This is a genomic window from Stenotrophomonas sp. Sm2128 (assembly GCF_030985535.1).
Classification (GTDB): domain Bacteria; phylum Pseudomonadota; class Gammaproteobacteria; order Xanthomonadales; family Xanthomonadaceae; genus Stenotrophomonas; species Stenotrophomonas maltophilia.
Window position 1 is genome coordinate 1 of record NZ_JAPTFQ010000087.1, and the last position, 18,512, is coordinate 18,512.

18 protein-coding genes and 1 pseudogene are annotated in these 18,512 nt (G+C 67.6%); 10 read left to right on the forward strand and 9 right to left on the reverse strand.

Annotated elements, in window-relative coordinates:
- A partial coding sequence (locus O0K41_RS19270) for a ligand-binding protein SH3 (RefSeq protein WP_308304557.1) occupies window positions 1-295 on the forward strand: 295 nt, incomplete at its 5' end.
- Between the two features lie 144 nt (window positions 296-439).
- Here O0K41_RS19270 and serS read toward each other — a convergent pair.
- On the reverse strand, window positions 440-1,720 hold the full coding sequence (gene serS, locus O0K41_RS19275) for a serine--tRNA ligase (RefSeq protein ID WP_005410178.1): 1,281 nt from the start codon (window positions 1,718-1,720) through the stop codon (window positions 440-442).
- A gap of 113 nt (window positions 1,721-1,833) precedes the next feature.
- Here serS and O0K41_RS19280 point away from each other — a divergent pair, with 113 nt between their 5' ends.
- Complete coding sequence (locus O0K41_RS19280; protein WP_010480562.1) at window positions 1,834-2,472, forward strand: energy transducer TonB; 639 nt, start codon at window positions 1,834-1,836, stop codon at window positions 2,470-2,472.
- 119 nt (window positions 2,473-2,591) lie between these two features.
- A complete protein-coding gene (locus tag O0K41_RS19285; RefSeq protein WP_164222283.1) occupies window positions 2,592-3,164 on the forward strand; it encodes an energy transducer TonB in 573 nt (190 codons plus the stop codon).
- Window positions 3,165-3,376: 212 nt separating this feature from the next.
- Here O0K41_RS19285 and aroA read toward each other — a convergent pair whose 3' ends face one another.
- The 4 genes and pseudogenes from aroA to O0K41_RS19305 form a co-directional block, all read right to left on the reverse strand.
- Window positions 3,377-4,684, reverse strand: a complete 1,308-nt coding sequence (gene aroA, locus O0K41_RS19290) for a 3-phosphoshikimate 1-carboxyvinyltransferase (protein ID WP_164222285.1) — start codon at window positions 4,682-4,684, stop codon at window positions 3,377-3,379.
- Between the two features lie 77 nt (window positions 4,685-4,761).
- Window positions 4,762-5,967, reverse strand: a complete 1,206-nt coding sequence (gene pheA / locus O0K41_RS19295) for a prephenate dehydratase (RefSeq protein ID WP_024956386.1) — start codon at window positions 5,965-5,967, stop codon at window positions 4,762-4,764.
- 51 nt (window positions 5,968-6,018) lie between these two features.
- A pseudogene (gene serC, locus O0K41_RS19300) lies at window positions 6,019-7,083 on the reverse strand (3-phosphoserine/phosphohydroxythreonine transaminase); the annotation flags it as partial.
- 18 nt (window positions 7,084-7,101) lie between these two features.
- On the reverse strand, window positions 7,102-7,908 hold the full coding sequence (locus O0K41_RS19305; RefSeq protein ID WP_005410184.1) for an FHA domain-containing protein: 807 nt from the start codon (window positions 7,906-7,908) through the stop codon (window positions 7,102-7,104).
- 125 nt (window positions 7,909-8,033) lie between these two features.
- On the opposite strand from O0K41_RS19305, the gene O0K41_RS19310 reads away from it, so the two are divergent.
- From O0K41_RS19310 to O0K41_RS19320, 3 genes are all read left to right on the forward strand, one after another.
- Window positions 8,034-8,309, forward strand: a complete 276-nt coding sequence (locus O0K41_RS19310) for a polyhydroxyalkanoic acid system family protein (protein ID WP_005410185.1) — start codon at window positions 8,034-8,036, stop codon at window positions 8,307-8,309.
- An 80-nt stretch (window positions 8,310-8,389) separates the two neighbouring features.
- The gene (locus O0K41_RS19315) at window positions 8,390-8,881 is read left to right on the forward strand and encodes a phasin family protein (RefSeq protein ID WP_164222289.1); all 492 of its coding nucleotides are present in this window, start codon (window positions 8,390-8,392) and stop codon (window positions 8,879-8,881) included.
- Between the two features lie 237 nt (window positions 8,882-9,118).
- Window positions 9,119-10,129 carry a restriction endonuclease gene (locus O0K41_RS19320; RefSeq protein ID WP_164222291.1) on the forward strand — a complete coding sequence of 337 codons (1,011 nt, stop codon included), beginning with the start codon at window positions 9,119-9,121 and terminating at the stop codon, window positions 10,127-10,129.
- A gap of 146 nt (window positions 10,130-10,275) precedes the next feature.
- Here the strand turns inward: O0K41_RS19320 and O0K41_RS19325 are convergent, their stop codons facing one another.
- The 4 genes from O0K41_RS19325 to O0K41_RS19340 form a co-directional block, all read right to left on the reverse strand.
- Window positions 10,276-10,668 (reverse strand): type II toxin-antitoxin system HicB family antitoxin, encoded by a 393-nt coding sequence (locus O0K41_RS19325; RefSeq protein ID WP_049449046.1) that lies wholly within the window; start codon window positions 10,666-10,668, stop codon window positions 10,276-10,278.
- A 13-nt stretch (window positions 10,669-10,681) separates the two neighbouring features.
- Window positions 10,682-10,858 (reverse strand): type II toxin-antitoxin system HicA family toxin, encoded by a 177-nt coding sequence (locus O0K41_RS19330; protein WP_076738546.1) that lies wholly within the window; start codon window positions 10,856-10,858, stop codon window positions 10,682-10,684.
- 94 nt (window positions 10,859-10,952) lie between these two features.
- The gene (gene hutC, locus O0K41_RS19335; protein ID WP_005410189.1) at window positions 10,953-11,681 is read right to left on the reverse strand and encodes a histidine utilization repressor; all 729 of its coding nucleotides are present in this window, start codon (window positions 11,679-11,681) and stop codon (window positions 10,953-10,955) included.
- A gap of 28 nt (window positions 11,682-11,709) precedes the next feature.
- The gene (locus tag O0K41_RS19340) at window positions 11,710-13,080 is read right to left on the reverse strand and encodes a formimidoylglutamate deiminase (protein ID WP_164222293.1); all 1,371 of its coding nucleotides are present in this window, start codon (window positions 13,078-13,080) and stop codon (window positions 11,710-11,712) included.
- A 67-nt stretch (window positions 13,081-13,147) separates the two neighbouring features.
- On the opposite strand from O0K41_RS19340, the gene hutI reads away from it, so the two are divergent.
- Genes hutI through hutU form a run of 4 tightly spaced genes read left to right on the forward strand, consistent with a single transcriptional unit; the run spans window position 13,148 to window position 18,424 of the window.
- Complete coding sequence (gene hutI / locus O0K41_RS19345) at window positions 13,148-14,371, forward strand: imidazolonepropionase (RefSeq protein ID WP_049449111.1); 1,224 nt, start codon at window positions 13,148-13,150, stop codon at window positions 14,369-14,371.
- Entirely contained in the window at window positions 14,368-15,909 is a 1,542-nt protein-coding gene (gene hutH / locus O0K41_RS19350; RefSeq protein WP_049449041.1) for a histidine ammonia-lyase, read from the forward strand. Before hutI ends, hutH begins: the two co-directional genes overlap by 4 nt.
- The gene (gene hutG / locus O0K41_RS19355; RefSeq protein ID WP_049449039.1) at window positions 15,906-16,760 is read left to right on the forward strand and encodes an N-formylglutamate deformylase; all 855 of its coding nucleotides are present in this window, start codon (window positions 15,906-15,908) and stop codon (window positions 16,758-16,760) included. Before hutH ends, hutG begins: the two co-directional genes overlap by 4 nt.
- Window positions 16,757-18,424 carry a urocanate hydratase gene (hutU, locus tag O0K41_RS19360; RefSeq protein WP_164222294.1) on the forward strand — a complete coding sequence of 556 codons (1,668 nt, stop codon included), beginning with the start codon at window positions 16,757-16,759 and terminating at the stop codon, window positions 18,422-18,424. The genes hutG and hutU overlap by 4 nt, the downstream gene beginning before the upstream one ends.
- Window positions 18,425-18,512: the final 88 nt, after the last annotated feature.

Here is an 18,512-nt window from a genome sequence, read left to right on the forward strand (position 1 = left end):
GCGCCGCGGCCAGGCGCTGGTAGTGGGCGAACGCTATGAAGGCCCGGAGGGCTGGGATGACTGGTTCCTGTGCGAGGGCGAGGGGCAGCACCCCGGTTTCGTCCCGGCGCCGGTGATCGGTCGCGACGCGCAGGGTGGCGCGTTTGCCACGGAGGACTACTGCGCGCGGGAACTGGATGTGGATCCCGGACAGCTGCTGCGTGGGCAGCGCACGCTCAATGGCTGGGCGTGGTGCGTGCCGGAGGCCGGCGACCCGGGATGGGTGCCGTTGGAGAAGGTGCGGGTTGTGGAGTGATCACGGCGGTTCATCCACGCATGGCGTGGATACGGTGCCATGCAAGCATGACACCCACCAGAGACACAGCGGTGCCATGCAAGCATGGCACCCACCCGAGCCGCAGCAGTGCCATGCAAGCATGGCACCCGCCCGATCAGGGAATCAGGCGATGGTTTCCAGGCCGCCCATGTACGGGCGCAGGGCTTCCGGCACGGTGATGCTGCCGTCGGCGTTCTGGTAGTTCTCCATCACCGCGATCATCGCGCGGCCGACGGCCACGCCCGAGCCGTTCAGGGTATGCGCCAGTTCCGGCTTGCCGGTGGCCGGGTTGCGCCAGCGGGCCTGCATGCGGCGGGCCTGGAAATCACCACAGTTCGAGCACGAGGAGATCTCGCGGTAGGTCTCCTGCGACGGCAGCCAGACTTCCAGGTCGTAGGTCTTCACCGCCGAGAAGCCCATGTCGCCGGTGCACAGCAGCACCTTGCGGTACGGCAGGCCCAGCTTTTCCAGCACCACTTCGGCGCAGCGGGTCATGCGCTGGTGTTCGGCATCGCTGTCTTCCGGGCGGCTGATCGAGACCAGCTCGACCTTCTCGAACTGGTGCTGGCGGATCATGCCGCGCACGTCGCGACCACCGCTGCCAGCCTCGGCACGGAAGCACATCGAGTGGGCGGTCATGCGCAACGGCAGGCGTTCGGCATCGACGATCTCGTCGCGCACGATGTTGGTCAGCGGCACTTCCGAGGTCGGGATCAGGTAGCGCGTGGAATCGCCCACGGCCGTCTTGAACAGGTCGTCCTCGAACTTCGGCAGCTGGCTGGTGCCGCGCAGCGAATCGGCGTTGACCAGCAGCGGCACGTTGGTTTCCTCATAGCCGTGCTCGCCGGTGTGCAGGTCGACCATGAACTGGGCCAGCGCACGGTGCAGGCGCGCGATCGGGCCGCGCAGCACGGTGAAGCGCGAGCCGGACAGCTTGGCGGCGGTCTCGCCGTCCAGCCAGCCGTTGCGGGCGCCCAGTTCGACGTGGTCGAGCACCTTGAAATCGAACTGGCGCGGGGTTCCCCAGCGCGACTGCTCGACGTTGTCGTTCTCGTCGGCACCTGCCGGCACGTCATCGGCCGGCAGGTTCGGGATGCCCATCGAGATCGCTTCGATCTTCTCGCGCAGCTCGTCCAGCGCCACTTCCGAGGCCTTCAGCTCGTCGGCGAAGGCTGCGACCTCGGCCATGATGGCCGAGACGTCCTCGCCCTTGGCCTTGGCCTGGCCGATGGCCTTGGAACGGCTGTTGCGCAGGCTCTGCAACTCCTGGGTCCGCACCTGGATGCGCTTGCGATCAGCCTCCAGGGACTCCAGGGCAGACACGTCGAGCTCGAAGCCGCGGCTGGTGCGCAGGCGTTCGGCGAGGTCGGCGGGCTGGTGGCGGAGCAGGGCTGGATCAAGCATGGCAGGTGTCGTGGTGGGTATCAGGGATGGGATTATCGCTTGTTATACGGATTTCTGCCGCCCGGTTCATTCCCGCCGTGGCAGAATCGAGCCATTCCGTACTGGTCCGGTCCATGTCTGCACCCCGCTCGTCGTCCGCCAAGTCGTTCACTGTGCATATCCCGCGCAACGCCCTGAAGATCGCCGGCATCGCCTTCGGCGTGGGCGTACTGCTGTTCGTGCTGGTCTGGCTGACCGGCCGCGACAAGGAGTTCTTCCGCGCCGATCCGGCTGCCCAGACCCCGCAGGAAACCGCCCAGATCGAGCCCCTGCCGGAACCGCTGGCCGCTGCCGCCGGTTCCAGCGACATGCCCGATGCCAAGCCGGCCCCGGTGGAGGAAGAAGCACCAAAGCTGGTCGAAACAGCCCCACCGCCGCCTGCCCCCATCGCTGAAGCAGCCCCGGCCGCACCGGGCCCTGCGCCGGCGGCCACCGGCAACAGCCAGCCGATGCCGATTGCCGGCCAGTCGCCGCCACCCGCCTACCCGGCTGCCGCGCTTCGCGCTGGCGAGACCGGCACCGTGGTGGTGCGGGTGGACGTGGACGCCACCGGCTATCCAAACAACGCTACGGTGATCCAGCGCAGCGGTTCACGCGAGCTCGACCGTGCCGCCACGGACGCCGTGCGCCGCTGGCGCTTCACGCCGGCGCAGAGCAACGGCCAGGCCGTCCCCGGCAGCATTGAAGTGCCGTTCGACTTCAAGACGCAGTAACTGAACGCTTCCCGGCAGGCAAACTGAACCCTGCCGGTGGCGTTGACGCAACGCTGACACTTCTCGTCCGTGGCTCGGGCAACACTGCCCACGTCGTCCATTGACGGAAGGAGTTAGCGATGACTGCCACCACCCACGAAGACCTTCATTCGCCGCATCTGCAGGAGGATTCCAGCCTGCAGCACAAACCCACTTCGCCCTGGATGTGGATCGCGCTGATCGTGGCGATGTTTGCTGCCGCCCTGCTCTGGCTGCGTCATTCAAACCAGGAAGACGTGGCACCGGCACCGGTCGGTGAGCGCATGCTTCCAGCCCCCGAGCAGGCGGCGGTGACGGACGCAGCGGCGCCTGCTGCACGTCCGGCAACCCCGGCTACCGCTTCGCGGAAGGCCGCGCCGGTAGTGCGCAACCGTGAGGCCCGCCCGCTGGCCAGCAATCGCATGCCCACCTACCCCGCCGCCGCGCTGCGTAGCGGCGTGCAGGGCAGCGTGATCGCCAGCCTGAATGTGGATCCCCGCGGCAATGTCGCCAACGCTGCGATCGTCTCGCGCAGCGGCGAGCGCAGTCGCGATCTGGATCGTGCGGTGCTCAGCACTGTGCAGAACTGGAAGTTCCAGCCGGCGATGCACGAAGGCCGTGCCATCGCCAGCGTGGTGCGGGTCCCGGTGGATTTCCGTACCGAGCAGCGTTGATCGCGGACGAGGGGTTCGTGATGTTTAGACGGAGGCTTCGGCCTCCGTCCTTTTATGCGGGAAAGCGTGCCAACCAAGGTTGGCACCTACCGGGAGATGTGAGCGTGCCAACCAAGGTTGGCACCTACCGGGAGATGTGTGCGTGCCAACCAAGGTCGGCACCTACCGGGCATTGCGATCCGCCGGGCATGACCCGGCGGATGCAGTGACGATCAGGCCAGGTTGAATCCGGCGCTGCGGGCCAGGCCGTCGAAGTCCGGGAAGGACGTGGCGACGTTGGCGATATCGTTGATGCGCACTTCGCCGTCACTGATCTGGCCGGCAATGGCGAACGCCATGGCGATGCGGTGGTCGCCGTGGCTTTCGATGGTGCTGCTGCCCAGGCGCACGCCACCATGCAGGGTGGCACCGTCTTCAGTTTCGTCCACCTGCATGCCCAGCGCGCGCAGGCCGGTGGCCATCGCTGCGAGGCGATCGGATTCCTTCACCCGCAGCTCGGCGGCGCCGGTCACCACGGTCTGGCCTTCTGCAGCAGCTGCCGCCACGAACAGCGCCGGGAACTCGTCGATCATGTCCGGCACCAGTTCTTCCGGAATGCGTGCACCCTTCAGCGGGGCATAGCGCACCACCAGGTCCGCCACCGGTTCACCGCCCTGCTCGGCCGGATTCTCTTCGGTGATGTCGGCACCCATCAGGCGCAGCGCGTGCAGCAGGCCGGTGCGGCGCGGGTTCAGGCCAACCTGCTTCAGGCGCAGCTCGGAGCCCGGGATGATGCTGGCAGCCACCAGATAGAACGCCGCAGACGAGAAGTCGGCCGGCACCACGATATCCGTGGCACGAAGGCGTTGGCCGCCGCGCAGGCGCGCCTTGCCCGGCGAGAATTCGATGTCCACGCCGAACGCGGACAGCATGCGTTCGGTGTAGTCGCGGGTCGGGTGCGGCTCGACAACGCTGGTTTCGCCCTGTGCGTACAGGCCTGCCAGCAACACCGCCGACTTGATCTGCGCGCTGGCCACCGGCGAGGCGAAGTCGATGCCATGCAGCGTCTGGCCGCCATGCACGTGCAGCGGCGGCGTGCCGTCATCCTGGGTGTCGATCTTCGCGCCCATCTGCGACAGCGGGCCGGTGACGCGGCGCATCGGTCGGCCGGACAGCGACTCATCGCCGATCAGCGTGCAGTCGAAGGCCTGGCCTGCCAGCAGGCCGGCCAGCAGGCGCATGCCGGTACCGGCGTTGCCGCAGTCCAGCGGCGCATCCGGCGCCTTCAGGCCGTCGATGCCGACGCCGTGCACGATGCGCTGCGACGGGCTGGGGGTTTCGATGCGCACGCCCAGCTGGCTGAAGATGCGCGCGGTAGCGCGGGTGTCTTCGCCTTCCAGGAAGCCTTCGATATGCGAGGTGCCATCGGCCAGCGCAGCGAACATCACCGAGCGGTGCGAGACCGACTTGTCGCCGGGAATGGTCAGGCTGCCCTGCAGCGGCTGGCCCTTGCGGGCGATCCAGTGTTGCGCGTTGCTCATCGTTCGATCATTCCGTAAACACCGGCAGCGCCGGCGATGCATCAGGGGAGCGGCGGCCACGGCCGCCGCAGCAGCACTCAGGGCACGGCCACCGGATAGGAGCCCAGCACCTTGATCTGCGCCGAGTGCGCTTCCAGTTCGGCCAGTGCGGCCTGCATCGGCGCGTCGTCGATGTGGCCGGCCAGGTCGATGAAGAAGCCGTACTCCCACTTGCCGTGGTGCGACGGCCGCGACTCGATGCGGTTCATGCTGATGCCGTGGCGGGCGAACGGGCTGAGCACGTCGAACAGCGCACCGGGCTTGTCATGGATGAACACCAGCACCGAGGTGCGGTCGTGGCCGGAGGTCGGGAAGATGTTACGGCCCACCACCAGGAAGCGGGTGGTGTTGTCGGCATCGTTCTGGATCGGCTTGGTGACCACCTTCTTCAGGCCATACACGTGGCCGGCACTCTCGCCGCCGATGGCCGCTGCGTCGTCGGCGTTGCGCGCACGGCGCGCACCTTCGGCGTTGCTGGATACCGGAATCTTCTCGGCCTTCGGCAGGTTGGCGCGCAGCCACGCCGAGGTCTGCATGAACGACTGCGGGTGTGCATAGATGCGCTCGATGTCCTCGATGCGGCCGCTGCGCGACATCAGGTACTGCTGCACGCGCAGTTCCACTTCGCCACAGATCTTCAGGTTGGAGGTCAGGAACATGTCCAGAGTGATCTGGATGGTGCCCTGCCCCGAATTCTCCACCGGCACCACGCCGAAATCGGCGTTGCCCGCTTCCACTTCCTGGAACACTTCCTCGATGCTGGCCATCGGCAGGCCCAGCGCGGAGCGGCCGAAGTGCTTGAGCACCGCCTGCTGGCTGAAGGTGCCTTCCGGGCCGAGGTAGCCGATCTTCAGCGGCTCCTGCTGGGCCAGGCAGGCCGACATGATCTCGCGGTAGACGTGCACCAGCAGCTCATCGCTGAGCGGGCCTTCGTTGCGGTCCACCACCATGCGCAGCACCTGCGCTTCGCGCTCGGGGCGGTAGTAGTCGACGGCAGCGGCCAGCTTGCCCTTGGCCTTGCCGACCTGGTGGGCGAAACGCGCGCGCTCGGCGATCAGGCTCTGGATGTCGCGGTCGATCTGGTCGATCTTCGAACGCACATCGGCCAGCGCCAGCGGCGCCAGGGTGGGCGCCGGGTTCGACGCAGCCTTGGACGTGCTCTTGCCCTTGGCCTTGGTGGAGGCGCTGTCCTTGGCCGGTTCGGCCTTCTTCGGCACCTTCTTGCTGGATTTGCTGCTTGCCATCGGAATTCCCTGTTGCGGGGCACGCACCCGACGGTGCGCGCCGTTCATTGCTCAACCGTGACGCTGCTGGAAATCGGCCATGAAGGCGACCAGCGCCTCGGCCCCGGCCAGCGGCATGGCGTTGTACAGCGAAGCCCGGATGCCGCCGACCACCTTGTGGCCCTTCAGCGCCAGCAGGCCAGCGGCCTTGGCTTCGGCGACGAAGCGGGCGTCGAGTTCGACATCGGGCAGGAAGAACGGAATGTTCATGCGCGAACGGGCCGCATGTGCGACTTCATTGCGGTAGAAGCCGCCGGAGCCGTCGATGGCGCCGTACACCAGCGCGGCCTTGGCGGCGTTGCGCTTGGCGAATTCGGTCACGCCGCCCTCGGCCAGCATCCACTTGAACACGAGGCCGGCCAGATACCAGTTCCAGGTCGGCGGGGTGTTGAGCATCGAATCGCGGGCGACGTGCGAGCGGTAATCGAAGATGTCCGCGCGCGGCTGGCCACTGCGCTCGAGCAGGTCGCGGCGGATGATCATCACCGCGATGCCGACCGGGCCCAGGTTCTTCTGCGCGCCGGCGTAGATCACACCATAACGGCGCACATCCAGCGGTTCGCTGGCGATGGACGAGCTGAAGTCGGCGATCAGCGGGACGTTGCCGGTATCGGGCACATCACGGAATTCGACGCCGTGGATGGTCTCGTTGGCGGTGATGTGCACGTAGGCGGCATCGCGCGACAGCTGCCAGTCGGCACGCGCCGGCAGCTCGCGGTAGCCGTGGGCCTCGCTGCTGGCGGCGATGTTGACGTCGACGTAGACCCCGGCCTGCTTGACCGCGGTCTTGCCCCAGTGACCACTGACCACGTAGTCGGCACGCTGGCCGGGGCTGGCGAAGTTGAGCGGGATCAGCGCCTGCTGGGTGGTGGCGCCACCGGACAGGAACAGCACCGCATAGTCGTCGGGGATGTCGAGCAGGCGACGCAGGTCGGCCTCGGCTTCGGCAGCCACGGACATGAATTCCGCGCCGCGATGGCTCATTTCCACGATCGAAGCGCCGGACCCGTGCCAGTCCAGCATTTCCGCCTGCGCCTGGCGCAGGACCGATTCCGGCAAGGTCGCAGGGCCGGCACTACCGTCACCGCGCGACCGTCAGCGCGCGCCGAACCAGAGCAGCAGGCTGAGCACTGCCGCCAGCAACAAGGCGCTGGCCAGCAGCCACGGCCAGCGCCGGACCCTGCGCGGCGTCACCGGCAGCACCGGCGCCTGTTCCGCGTCCTCGCCGGACTCGTCCTCGGCCGGCAACGGCCGCCGACGTGGATCATGCGGCACTTCCAGCACAAAACGATGCTGGCCATCGAACACCACCTGGTCGCCGGCCTGCAGCCAGCAGTGGCGCACGGCTACGCCGTTGACCCGGGTGCCGTCGGCACTGCCGAGGTCGCGCAGCAGCACACGATCACCGTGCACTTCCACGCGGGCGTGCTGTTCGGCGAAGGCCGGATCGTCGATGGCGATGTCGGCGTCGCTGCCGCGGCCGATCAACCGTGCCCGCGACAGCGTATAGCTGCGGCCATGATGCAGGCCGCCGACACCGCGCAGCAGGCGCTGCTGCTCATCGGTGCCATCGTCGTTCTTCGGCGCGGGTGCCTGCAGCAGGCTCTCGACCTCGCCCTGCAGCACCATCTCCACGCCGTCCACATAGACCGCATCGCCTGCACGCAGCAGCGCCATGCGGCGCACCGGCCGACCATTCACGTGGATGCCACGGATACCGTTGCCGACCTGCAGCCACAGGCCGCGATCGTCCATGCAGAACTGCGCCAGCAGCAGGGCGCCGTGGCCGGCGTCGCCGAGCCGCACGCTGCCGTTGGCCTGGCGCACGATGCGTTGCACCCCGGGCCGCAGCGGCTGGTCGGGCTGTTGTTGTTGACTGAAGTGAACAAGCAGGTTCTGCACGCGGCGCAGCCTAGCAGGTTGGCCGCCAACGAAGAAGAACCTGCGATGAGTGCTTGGCGCGACGGCCCTCGATGCGCACAATGCTCGCCCTCATTGATCATCCCCGCCCTGCGCCAGGAGCCTGCATGTCCACCATCGATGTCCGCCACGCCCACGCCCTGCCCGACGCGCAGGCACGCGCCGCGATCGAACAGGTCGCCGCCAAGCTGTCCGAGCGCTTCGGCCTGAAGTCGTCCTGGGCCGCCGACGTGCTGAACTTCTCTGGCAGCGGCGTGGACGGTGCGATCGAACTGCAGCCGGGCGCCGTGCGCGTCACCGCCAAGCTGGGCTTCCTGCTGTCGGCGATGAAGGGCATGGTCGAGGGCGAGATCCAGCGCGTGCTGAAGGAAAAGCTGGGCTGAACCCCGGCGGCGGCCGTCACGGCCGTGCAACGCCATCGCGCGCTACTCTCGGGGCAGGCCCAACTCCCACGGGAAGTGCGATGAACCAGTACGAAAACGATGACCGCCGCAACGACGACGCCTCGTTCGGTGACCAGGCCGAGCGCTTCTCGCGCAAGCTGAGTGACTCGGCGCAGCAGGTCTGGCTGGCCGGCCTGGGCGCTCTTGGCCGTGCACAGGCCGAAGGCAGCCGCTTCTTCGACGGCCTGGTGAAGGAAGGCGAAGCCTGGGAGGCCCGCCGCCGTGAACGCCACGGCGAACAGGGCCCGGGCTGGCGCGACAACGTGGAATCCTCGCTGGATGAGGCCCGCGAGAAGGCCTCTGGCACCTGGAACAAGGTCGAAAAGGCCTTCGATGACCAGGTGCAGGGCGTGCTCAAGCGCCTGCATGTCCCAACTGCCGATGAGGTGACCGCGCTGGAAGCCCGTATCCACGCCCTGCACGCGCGGCTGGCCAAGCTGGAAAACCGTGCGGCCTCGGGCGCCGATGCTCCCGCCCCGGGCAGCCATCAGTCGCCAGGCAGCGTGCCCTGACCGGCCATTGTTGCAATGCAATAAAATTTGATTGACAATCGCGAGCAACCCGCCAATCGCTTCGGCTGCCGTTTGTTCCCTCCCCTCACGGCTTCAGGATTGGCGGGTTTTTCGTGCCCGCCGTATGCCGATCTGAGCGTTCCATCACGCTTCCTGTCAGGAACGTCCTGACCCAGCCGGATAGTGCGACCTTTACACTGTCGTCTTCCGCATTCGCCCCTTCCGCGCACCTCCTGCATGCTCCCTTGGATCCTGGCCCTGCTGTCGGCCCTGCTTACCTGTTCCCTGGCTGTTGTCTATCTGTGGTGGATCAAGCGGCGGCAGAAGGAGATGCAACTCGGCCTGCAAGCCCTGGCGGGCATGCACTGGCGCGAGTTCTCGGTACTGGTCAAGCGCATGCTGCGCGAACAGCGCGGCCTGCGTGAACTGAATGACCCGGCGGAGGAATCCCGCGAGCCAAGCAGCGACTTCCTGCTCAGCGACGGCCCCAACCAGTGGCTGGTGTCCTGCAAGCATGGCCTTGCCTACCGTATCGGCACCGCCGCAGTGAACGAGCTGGGGGCTGCTGCGCGCCTGGCCGGCGCCAAGGGCGGCGTGCTGCTGACCGAAGGCCGGATGGAACGCGACGGGCGCAGCGCTGCCGAGAAGCAGGCGGTCGAGGTGCTGGACGGTCCACGCCTGTGGCCGCTGCTGCAGCCCTACCTGCCGGCGGAAATCGAAACCCGTGTGCGTGCCAGCGCCCGCCATGAAGCCCTGCGCCGGATCGCCATTGCCGCGCTCGGCGCGGTCACGCTGGGCCTGCTGGTGGGATTGAGCCTGCAAGGCTTGCATGTGCAGGACACCCCGCCTGTTGCCGAGGTGGCGGACACCCCCGCGCCGGTTGCACCTGCGGTTGAAGCGGCGCCCGAACCGGCGCCGACCCCCGCCACCACGCCGCCGGCCGCTGCGCCTGCACCGGCCGCGCCCTCAGCCGACGCGCGCAGCAACCCCAACCCGGATGCAGCCACGCTGGAGCGCTTCCAGGCCGATCTGTCCCGCGCCTTGGCCGGCAAGCCCGGTATCGCCAGCGGGGTCTGGCTGACCCGGCAGACGCTGGCGATCAACCGCACGGGCGAGCTGGACGCGGTCTGGCCGCAGGTCTGCGAGGAAGTGCTGCACTACCCCGCCCTGCGCAACGTGCGCATCCAGCTCAACGCCCGCCCCGGCGTGGATGAGCCGGTGCGCTGGCGGCAGTGCGCCACGTACTGATGGGGCCGCATCCACGCGTGGCGTGGATTTACTGAACCCCGATGCGCGACCCCTTGGTAGATCCACGCCACGCGTGGATGCCTTTGCAGAGTTGAGCCACACGCGAACAACAGCCGAGCATCGGCTCGGCTCCACATGGCGCCAGCTCAGCCCAATGCCGCGAGATGGGCGATGTAACTGGAGCGCGATTCACCCGCCGCTCTGGCCTGCGCATCCAGCCTTGCCAGGATCCGGCGTGGCAGGTTGATATTGACCCGCTCGATGGTATCGTCCAGCAGAGCCGGATCAATGCAGATGTACGCAAGAATCCAACGGATGTCCTTGGATGCCTCGGCGGCGATCTTCTGTGGCGCGGAAGGTGTCGGAATCGAGCGCCCCTCATCCAGCGCCGCATCAATCCAGGCGAGCGCAGCTTCCTCGGCAGCGCTGAGCGCATCATCAAGCGTGTCGGCCGCCGAGAAGCACCCCGGCAGATCTGGAACGACCACACCCCACGCGGTGCGCTCATCGCCTGCCTCGATCAGGACTGGATATCGCATGGGCCCTCATACGTCAGTCCTGCGAGCTTCCGCAACGCCTGCACCAGCCCTTCCCCAGATCCTTCCTTGGGTGAGGAACGGTGATGATGTGAGGGTGCTGCGGGTGCACGAATACATGATGGGATCCGCGGATCCGACGACAGATCCAACATGCCGCTTCCAGATCCCGGATGAGGTCCCTGCTCTTCATGCAAGGACGATACACATCGCACACACGCCCCGACAGAGTTCAAGGCGACAGTCGTTCCGGCCCAGTAGATCCACGCCATGCGTGGATGGAATCCCTATCGCGCGCCCGGCGCGAAGCGCGCCACCAGGTCCCAGGCATCCCCCAGGAACACCTGGCGCACGCGGGTGATCGGCTGTTCGCCACGCCAGGTCAGGCGTTCGATCACCAAGCAGGCGGTACCGGGCTTCACGTCCAGCAGCTTGGCGGTGGCGGTATCTGCCCCCCAGGCACTGATGCGGTGCTGGGCACGGGTCCACGACACGTTCTGCAGCAGCCAGCTGCCCGGCGCGGTAGTGCTGAAGTCGACCTCCAGTACCTCAGGCACGCCCACCGGGCTGATCAGGCGATGCTCCAGCGCCAGCGGGCGACCATCGGCCAGATGCAGGCAGCGCATCGCCAGCAGGTTTTCCTGTCCGGCCAGCTCGACTTCACCGGCATTGCCGGCATCGGCAAGGCGCAGGTCGCGCTGCAGCAGGCGATAGGTGTACTGGTGGCCGCGCGAGCCAACCTCCATCGCGATATCGGGGATCTCCAGCGCCACCTGCTCCAGGTGCGGGGGTTGCCGCGCCACGAACGAACCGGCACGGCGGCGACGCTCGATCATGCCGCTCTCGGCCAACGCGGTCAGCACTTTGTTCACCGTCATCCGCGAGCAGCCGTACTGCTCCATCAGCTCGTGCTCGTACGGAATCCGGAAGCCCGGCGCCCATTCTCCGCTGAGGATGCGGCTTTCCAGATCGCTGCGGATACGCTGGTTGAGCGTGGCGGACTTGCTGGCCTTCACGTAATGGGGTCTCGGTAGCGGGAGGCGATCAGCCCAGCACGCCACGCAGGGCGGCGGTAAAGGCGGTGGTGATCGCCTCGCGCTGCAGGTGGCGGCCCTCGGCCACGCATTGGCGGCCATGGCGCCAGACCGATCGCAGCGCGCCATTACGTGCGGCGAACACCCAGCTGTCAAGCCATGCGTCATCCTGTCGCGCCTGCAGCGCCGGGTGCCCGGCATCCAGTTCGACCAGGTCGGCACTGCCGCCGATCTGCAGGCCAGCGGCCACGCCCAGCGCCTGTGCACCACCGTGCAGTGCGCCTTCGAACAGGAAGCGGCCGGTACTGCGGGTGGCATCCGGGGCCAGCACGTTGCGACCGCGCAGGGTCAGGCGCTGGCCGTATTCGAGCAGGCGCAGTTCTTCGGCCGCATCGATCAGCACATTGGAATCGGAGCCGACACCGAAGCGCCCGCCCTCGCGCGCGAACGCCTGCATCGGGAACAGGCCGTCGCCCAGATTGGCTTCGGTGATCGGGCACAGGCCGGCCACGGCCTGGCTGGCCACGATGGCGGCGCGCTCATCGTCGGTGATGTGGGTGGCGTGCACCAGGCACCAGCGCGCATCCACCGGTGCATGGTCGTACAGCCACTGCACCGGACGCTGGCCGCTCCAGGCCAGGCAGGCCTCGACTTCACGCGTCTGCTCGGCGATATGGATGTGCACCGGGCCGTCGGTCAGCGGCAGCAACGCACTCAATTCCTCGCCGGTGACTGCACGCAGGCTGTGCGGCGCGATGCCGAGCACCGCATCCGGCAGCGCGGCCAGTGCCGGCTTGGCGGCGTCCAGCAGCTGCGCGAAACCGTTCACATCGTGGATCAGGCGACGCTGCGCCGGATTCGGCGCCGCCCCGCCGAAATCGGCGTGTGCATAGAACACCGGCAGCAGGGTCAGGCCGATACCGGTCTGGTCGGCCGCCGCCGCGATCCGCGCACTCATCTCAGCGCGGTTGGCATAGGCGCGACCATCGGCGTCGTGGTGCAGGTAATGGAATTCGCCGACGCGGGTGAAGCCGCTTTCCAGCATTTCCATGTAGGCCTGGGCGGCGATGGCCTGCACTGCGTCCGGGCGCAGATGGGCCAGGAAGCGGTACATCAGTTCGCGCCAGCTCCAGAAGCTGTCACCGTCGCCGCCGCCGATCTCGGTCAGCCCGGCCATGCCGCGCTGGAAGGCGTGGCTGTGCAGGTTGGGCAGGCCCGGCACCAGGATGCCGACGCAGGTGTCGCCGTGCTGGGCGCCCTGCCCCATGTGGATCGCCGTGATGCGGCCGTCCTGCACCTGCAGGCGGACATCGCGGGCCCAGCCATCGGCCAGCAGGGCGTGGGCGGCATGGAAACAGTGTGGGGAACGCGAATCGGACATGGCTGGACAACCCGAAATGGACGCCTATATTGTATAGACATATAAGCACAGCCGCGTTGTGGATGCCATGCACGTCGATACCCTCTGGTCCAACGTCCACCTGATGACCCTCGATGGCGAGGGGCTGGGTGTCATCCGCGATGGCGTACTGGCCTGCGCTGGCGGCCGCATCGTCCATGTCGGCCCGGCCGGCAGCGATGCCCACCTGCAGCCGACCACCCGCATCGATGGCGAAGGCCGCTGGATCTCGCCCGGCCTGATCGACTGCCACACCCACCTGGTCTACGCCGGCAACCGCGCCAACGAATTCGAGCAGCGCCTGCAGGGCGTCAGTTATGCCGAGATCGCCCGTGCCGGCGGCGGCATCGTCTCCACCGTGCGCGCCACCCGTGCTGCCACCCCGGAACAGCTGGCCAGCGAAAGCCGGCCGCGCCTGCTGGCGATGCGTGCCGAAGGCGTGACCACGATCGAGATCAAGTCCGGCTACGGCCTGACCCTGCCCGACGAACGCAAGCAGCTGCAGGTCGCACGTGCGCTGGGCGAGGAGTGCCGGGTCAACGTGGTGACCACCTTCCTCGGCGCACACGCGATTCCGCCAGGCCGCGAGGCGCAGGAATACACCGACGAGGTGTGCAACGTGATGATTCCGGCCATCGCCGCCGAAGGCCTGGCCGAAGCGGTGGACGTATTCTGCGAGAACATCGCCTTCTCGCCGGCGCAGGCGCGGCAGGTCTTCGAAGCGGCGCGCGCCAACGGGCTGGCGGTGAAGATCCATGCCGAGCAGCTGAGCAACCAGCATGGCGCCGAACTGGCAGCCAGCTTCGGTGCCCTCTCGGCCGACCATATCGAGCATCTGGATGACGCCGGCATCGCCGCGATGACCGCCGCCGGCACCGTCGCCGTGCTGTTGCCCGGTGCCTTCTATTTCACCCGCGATACCACCCTGCCGCCGATCGCTGCGCTGCGTGCGGCCGGCGTGCCGCTGGCGCTGGCCACCGACAGCAATCCGGGCACTTCGCCGCTGACCAGCCCGCTGCTGGCGATGAACATGGGCGCCACCCTGTTCCGCCTGACCGTGGATGAGTGCATCGCCGGCTTCACCCGTGAAGCGGCGCGCGCGCTCGGACGCAGCGACCGCATCGGCCGCCTCGCCGTGGGCCTGGACTGCGACCTGGCGATCTGGGACATCGATGCCCCCGCCGACCTGGTCTATCGCATTGGATTCAACCCGCTGCACGCGCGCGTGGTGCGCGGACAGCCCGACCTGCCTGCCTCCTGGAGCAACACATGAGCAACACCCTGGTTCTTCGCCCCGGCCATGTCACTCTTGCCCAGTGGCGGCAGGTCTATCGCGGTGCGCCGCTTGCACTGGACCCGGCCGCGCTGCCGGTGGTGCGCGCCAGTGCTGCGGCGGTGGCCGCCATCGTCGCCAAGGGCGCGCCGGTGTATGGCATCAATACCGGCTTCGGCAAGCTGGCCAGCGTGCGCATCGAGCGCGAAGATCTAGCCACCCTGCAGCGGAACATCGTGCTCTCGCATGCCGCTGGCGTGGGCGAGCCGATGCCGGCCAGCGTGGTGCGCCTGATGATGGCGCTGAAGCTGGTCAGCCTGGCGCAGGGGGCTTCGGGCATTCGCGAGGAAACCCTGCTGCTGCTGGAAGCGATGCTGGTCAAGGGCGTGCTGCCGGTGGTGCCCGCACAGGGCTCGGTGGGTGCCTCGGGCGATCTGGCGCCGCTCTCGCACCTGGCCAGCGTGATGCTGGGCGTTGGCGAAGCCTTCATCGGCGGCGAGCGCCTACCGGCAGCCGACGCACTGGCACGTGCTGGCCTGCAGCCGATCGAACTGGGCGCGAAGGAAGGCCTGGCGCTGCTCAACGGCACCCAGTTCTCCACCGCCTATGCGTTGGCCGGCCTGTTCGAGATCGAGACCGTGTTCCAGGCCGCACTGGTGACCGGCGCGCTGTCGGTGGAAGCTGCCAAGGGTTCCGACACGCCCTTCGACCCGCGCATCCACGCGATCCGCGGCCAGCGCGGGCAGATCGCCACCGCCGCCACCCTGCGCGCGCTGATGCAGGGCTCGGACATCCGCGAGTCGCATCGCCACAACGACGTGCGCGTGCAGGATCCGTACTGCCTGCGCTGCCAGCCGCAGGTGATGGGCGCGGCGCTGGACATCCTGCGCCAGGCCGCGACCACGCTGGAAATCGAAGCCAACGGCGTGTCCGACAATCCGCTGGTGTTCACCGACACCGGCGAAGCGCTGTCCGGTGGCAACTTCCACGCCGAGCCAGTGGCCTTCGCCGCCGACATGCTGGCGATGGCGGTGTGCGAGATCGGTTCGATCAGCGAGCGCCGCCTGGCGATGCTGGTGGACCCGGCCCTGTCCGGCCTGCCGGCGTTCCTGACCCCGCGCCCGGGCCTGAATTCCGGCTTCATGATTCCGCAGGTGACCGCCGCTGCACTGGTCTCGGAAAACAAGCAGCGCGCCTACCCGGCCAGTGTTGATTCGATTCCGACCTCGGCCAACCAGGAAGACCATGTGTCGATGGCCGCGCATGGCGCACGCCGGCTGATGCAGATGGCCGAGAACGCGGCCAACGTGATCGGCATCGAGCTGCTGGCCGCTGCGCAGGGATGCGACTTCCACGCGCCGCTGCGCTCCAGCGCCGCGCTGGAAAGCGTGCGCGCCACCCTGCGTGCGCAGGTGCCGACGCTGGAAGAAGACCGCTATTTCCATCCGGACATGGTGACCGCCACGAATCTTGTGCGCAGCGGCGCGCTGGCGCAGGGCCTGGGCGATCTGCTGCCGACTGTGGAACCGCAGGCATGACGACCCATCCCGAATGGCTGACGGTGCACGAGGGCGACGCCCCGTTGATCGTCAGCTTCCCGCATACCGGCAGCGAGCTGCCGCACGACCTGATCGGCGACTACCACTCGCCGTGGCTGGCCCGCCGCGATGCCGACTGGTGGGTGCACGAGCTGTACGACTTCGTGCGCGGCATGGGCGCGACCACGGTGCGCTCGGCGATCTCGCGTTCGGTGATCGACCTCAACCGCGATCCCAGCGGCATGTCGCTGTACCCGGGCCAGAACACCACCGGCCTGTGTCCGCTGACCACCTTCGACAACCAGCCGCTGTACCACGCCGGGCGCGAACCCGATGACGCGGAAATCGCCCGTCGTCGCGACACGTATTTCCTGCCTTACCACGATGTGCTGGCTTCGCAGATCACGCGCCTGCGTGCACGCCACGGCACCGTGGTGGTGTACGACGCACACTCGATCCGCTCGCATATCCCGCACCTGTTCGAGGGCGAACTGCCGCAGTTCAACCTGGGGACTGCCGGTCCGTCCGGCGCACCGGACACCTCCTGCGACAACGCCCTGAGCGACGTGGTGGAAAACCTGCTGAAGATCAGTGGCATGAGCCAGGTGCGCAACGGCCGCTTCAAGGGCGGCTGGATCACCCGCCACTACAGCAACATCGCCGGCGGCGTGCACAGCCTGCAGATGGAACTGGCCTGCCGCGGCTACATGCACGAACCCCTGCCGGACCAGGTGGACGAACACAGCTGGCCCACCCCGCTCGACCCCGACCACGCCGCACCACTGCGCCACACCCTGGCGCAGGTGCTCAACGCCTGCCTTGAATTCGCTACGAACCGGAGCGCCGCATGACCCGCAACGACCCGTCCCGCACCATCGCCGCGCCGACCGGCACCACGCTGAACGCCAAGAGCTGGCTGACCGAAGCACCGCTGCGCATGCTGATGAACAACCTGCACCCGGACGTGGCCGAGCGCCCGCAGGAACTGGTGGTGTATGGCGGCATCGGCCGCGCCGCACGCGACTGGGAGAGCTTCGACGCCATCGTCGAAACGCTCAAGCGTCTGGACGATGACCAGACCCTGCTGGTGCAGTCCGGCAAGCCAGTGGGCGTGTTCCGCACCCACGCCGATGCACCGCGCGTGCTGATCGCCAATTCCAACCTGGTGCCGCGCTGGGCCAACTGGGACCACTTCAACGAGCTGGATAGGAAGGGCCTGGCCATGTACGGCCAGATGACCGCCGGCAGCTGGATCTACATCGGCGCGCAGGGCATCGTACAGGGCACCTACGAGACCTTCGTGGAAATGGGGCGCCAGCATTTCGGTGGCGACCTGACCGGCAAGTGGCTGTTCACCGGTGGCCTGGGCGGCATGGGTGGCGCGCAGCCGCTGGCTGCCGTGATGGCCGGCGCCTCCTGCCTGGCCGTCGAATGCCGCAAGAGCAGCATCGACATGCGCCTGCGCACCGGCTACCTCGACACTTGGACCGACAACCTGGACGAAGCGCTGCGCCTGATCGACGAGTCGTGCAAGGCCGGTACGCCGAAGTCGGTGGGCCTGCTCGGCAACGTCGCCGATGTACTGGCTGAACTGCTCAAGCGCGGCGTGAAGCCGGACCTGCTGACCGACCAGACCTCGGCGCACGACCCGGTGAACGGCTACCTGCCGCAGGGCTGGACGGTCGAACAGTGGGACGAGAAGCGTGTGAGTGCACCGAAGGACGTGGAAAAGGCTGCGCGTGCATCGATGGCCAACCACATCCGCGCCATGCTCGGCTTCCACGCGCTGGGCGTGCCGACCGTGGACTACGGCAACAACCTGCGGCAGATGGCGCTGGAAGAAGGTGTGGCCAATGCCTTCGATTTCCCGGGTTTCGTGCCGGCCTACATCCGCCCGCTGTTCTGCCGTGGCATCGGCCCGTTCCGTTGGGCGGCACTGAGTGGCGACCCGGAAGACATCGCCAAGACCGATGCCAAGGTGAAGGAACTGATTCCGGACAACCCGCACCTGCACCGCTGGCTGGACATGGCCGCCGAGAAGATCAAGTTCCAGGGCCTGCCGGCGCGCATCTGCTGGGTCGGCCTGGGTGATCGTGATCGACTTGGCCTGGCGTTCAACGAGATGGTCGCCAACGGCGAACTGAAGGCGCCGGTGGTGATCGGTCGCGACCATCTGGACAGTGGCAGCGTCGCCTCGCCGAACCGCGAAACCGAAGCGATGGCCGACGGCTCCGACGCGGTGTCCGACTGGCCGCTGCTGAACGCCCTGCTCAACACCGCCAGCGGCGCGACCTGGGTGTCGCTGCATCACGGTGGTGGCGTCGGCATGGGCTTCTCGCAGCACGCCGGCATGGTGATCGTCTGCGACGGCACCGAGGCAGCGGCCAAGCGGATTGGCCGCGTGCTGTGGAACGACCCGGCCACCGGCGTGATGCGCCATGCCGACGCGGGCTATGAGATCGCGATTGAATGCGCGAAGGAAAAGGGGCTGGATCTGCCGGGCATCCTCGGCTGATCGCAGGGGTGCCGGCCAGCCGCTATGTGCCGGACCTGCCTGCAGCATGGCAGGCAATCCACGTGCGCGATTTCCTCAACCACAGCTC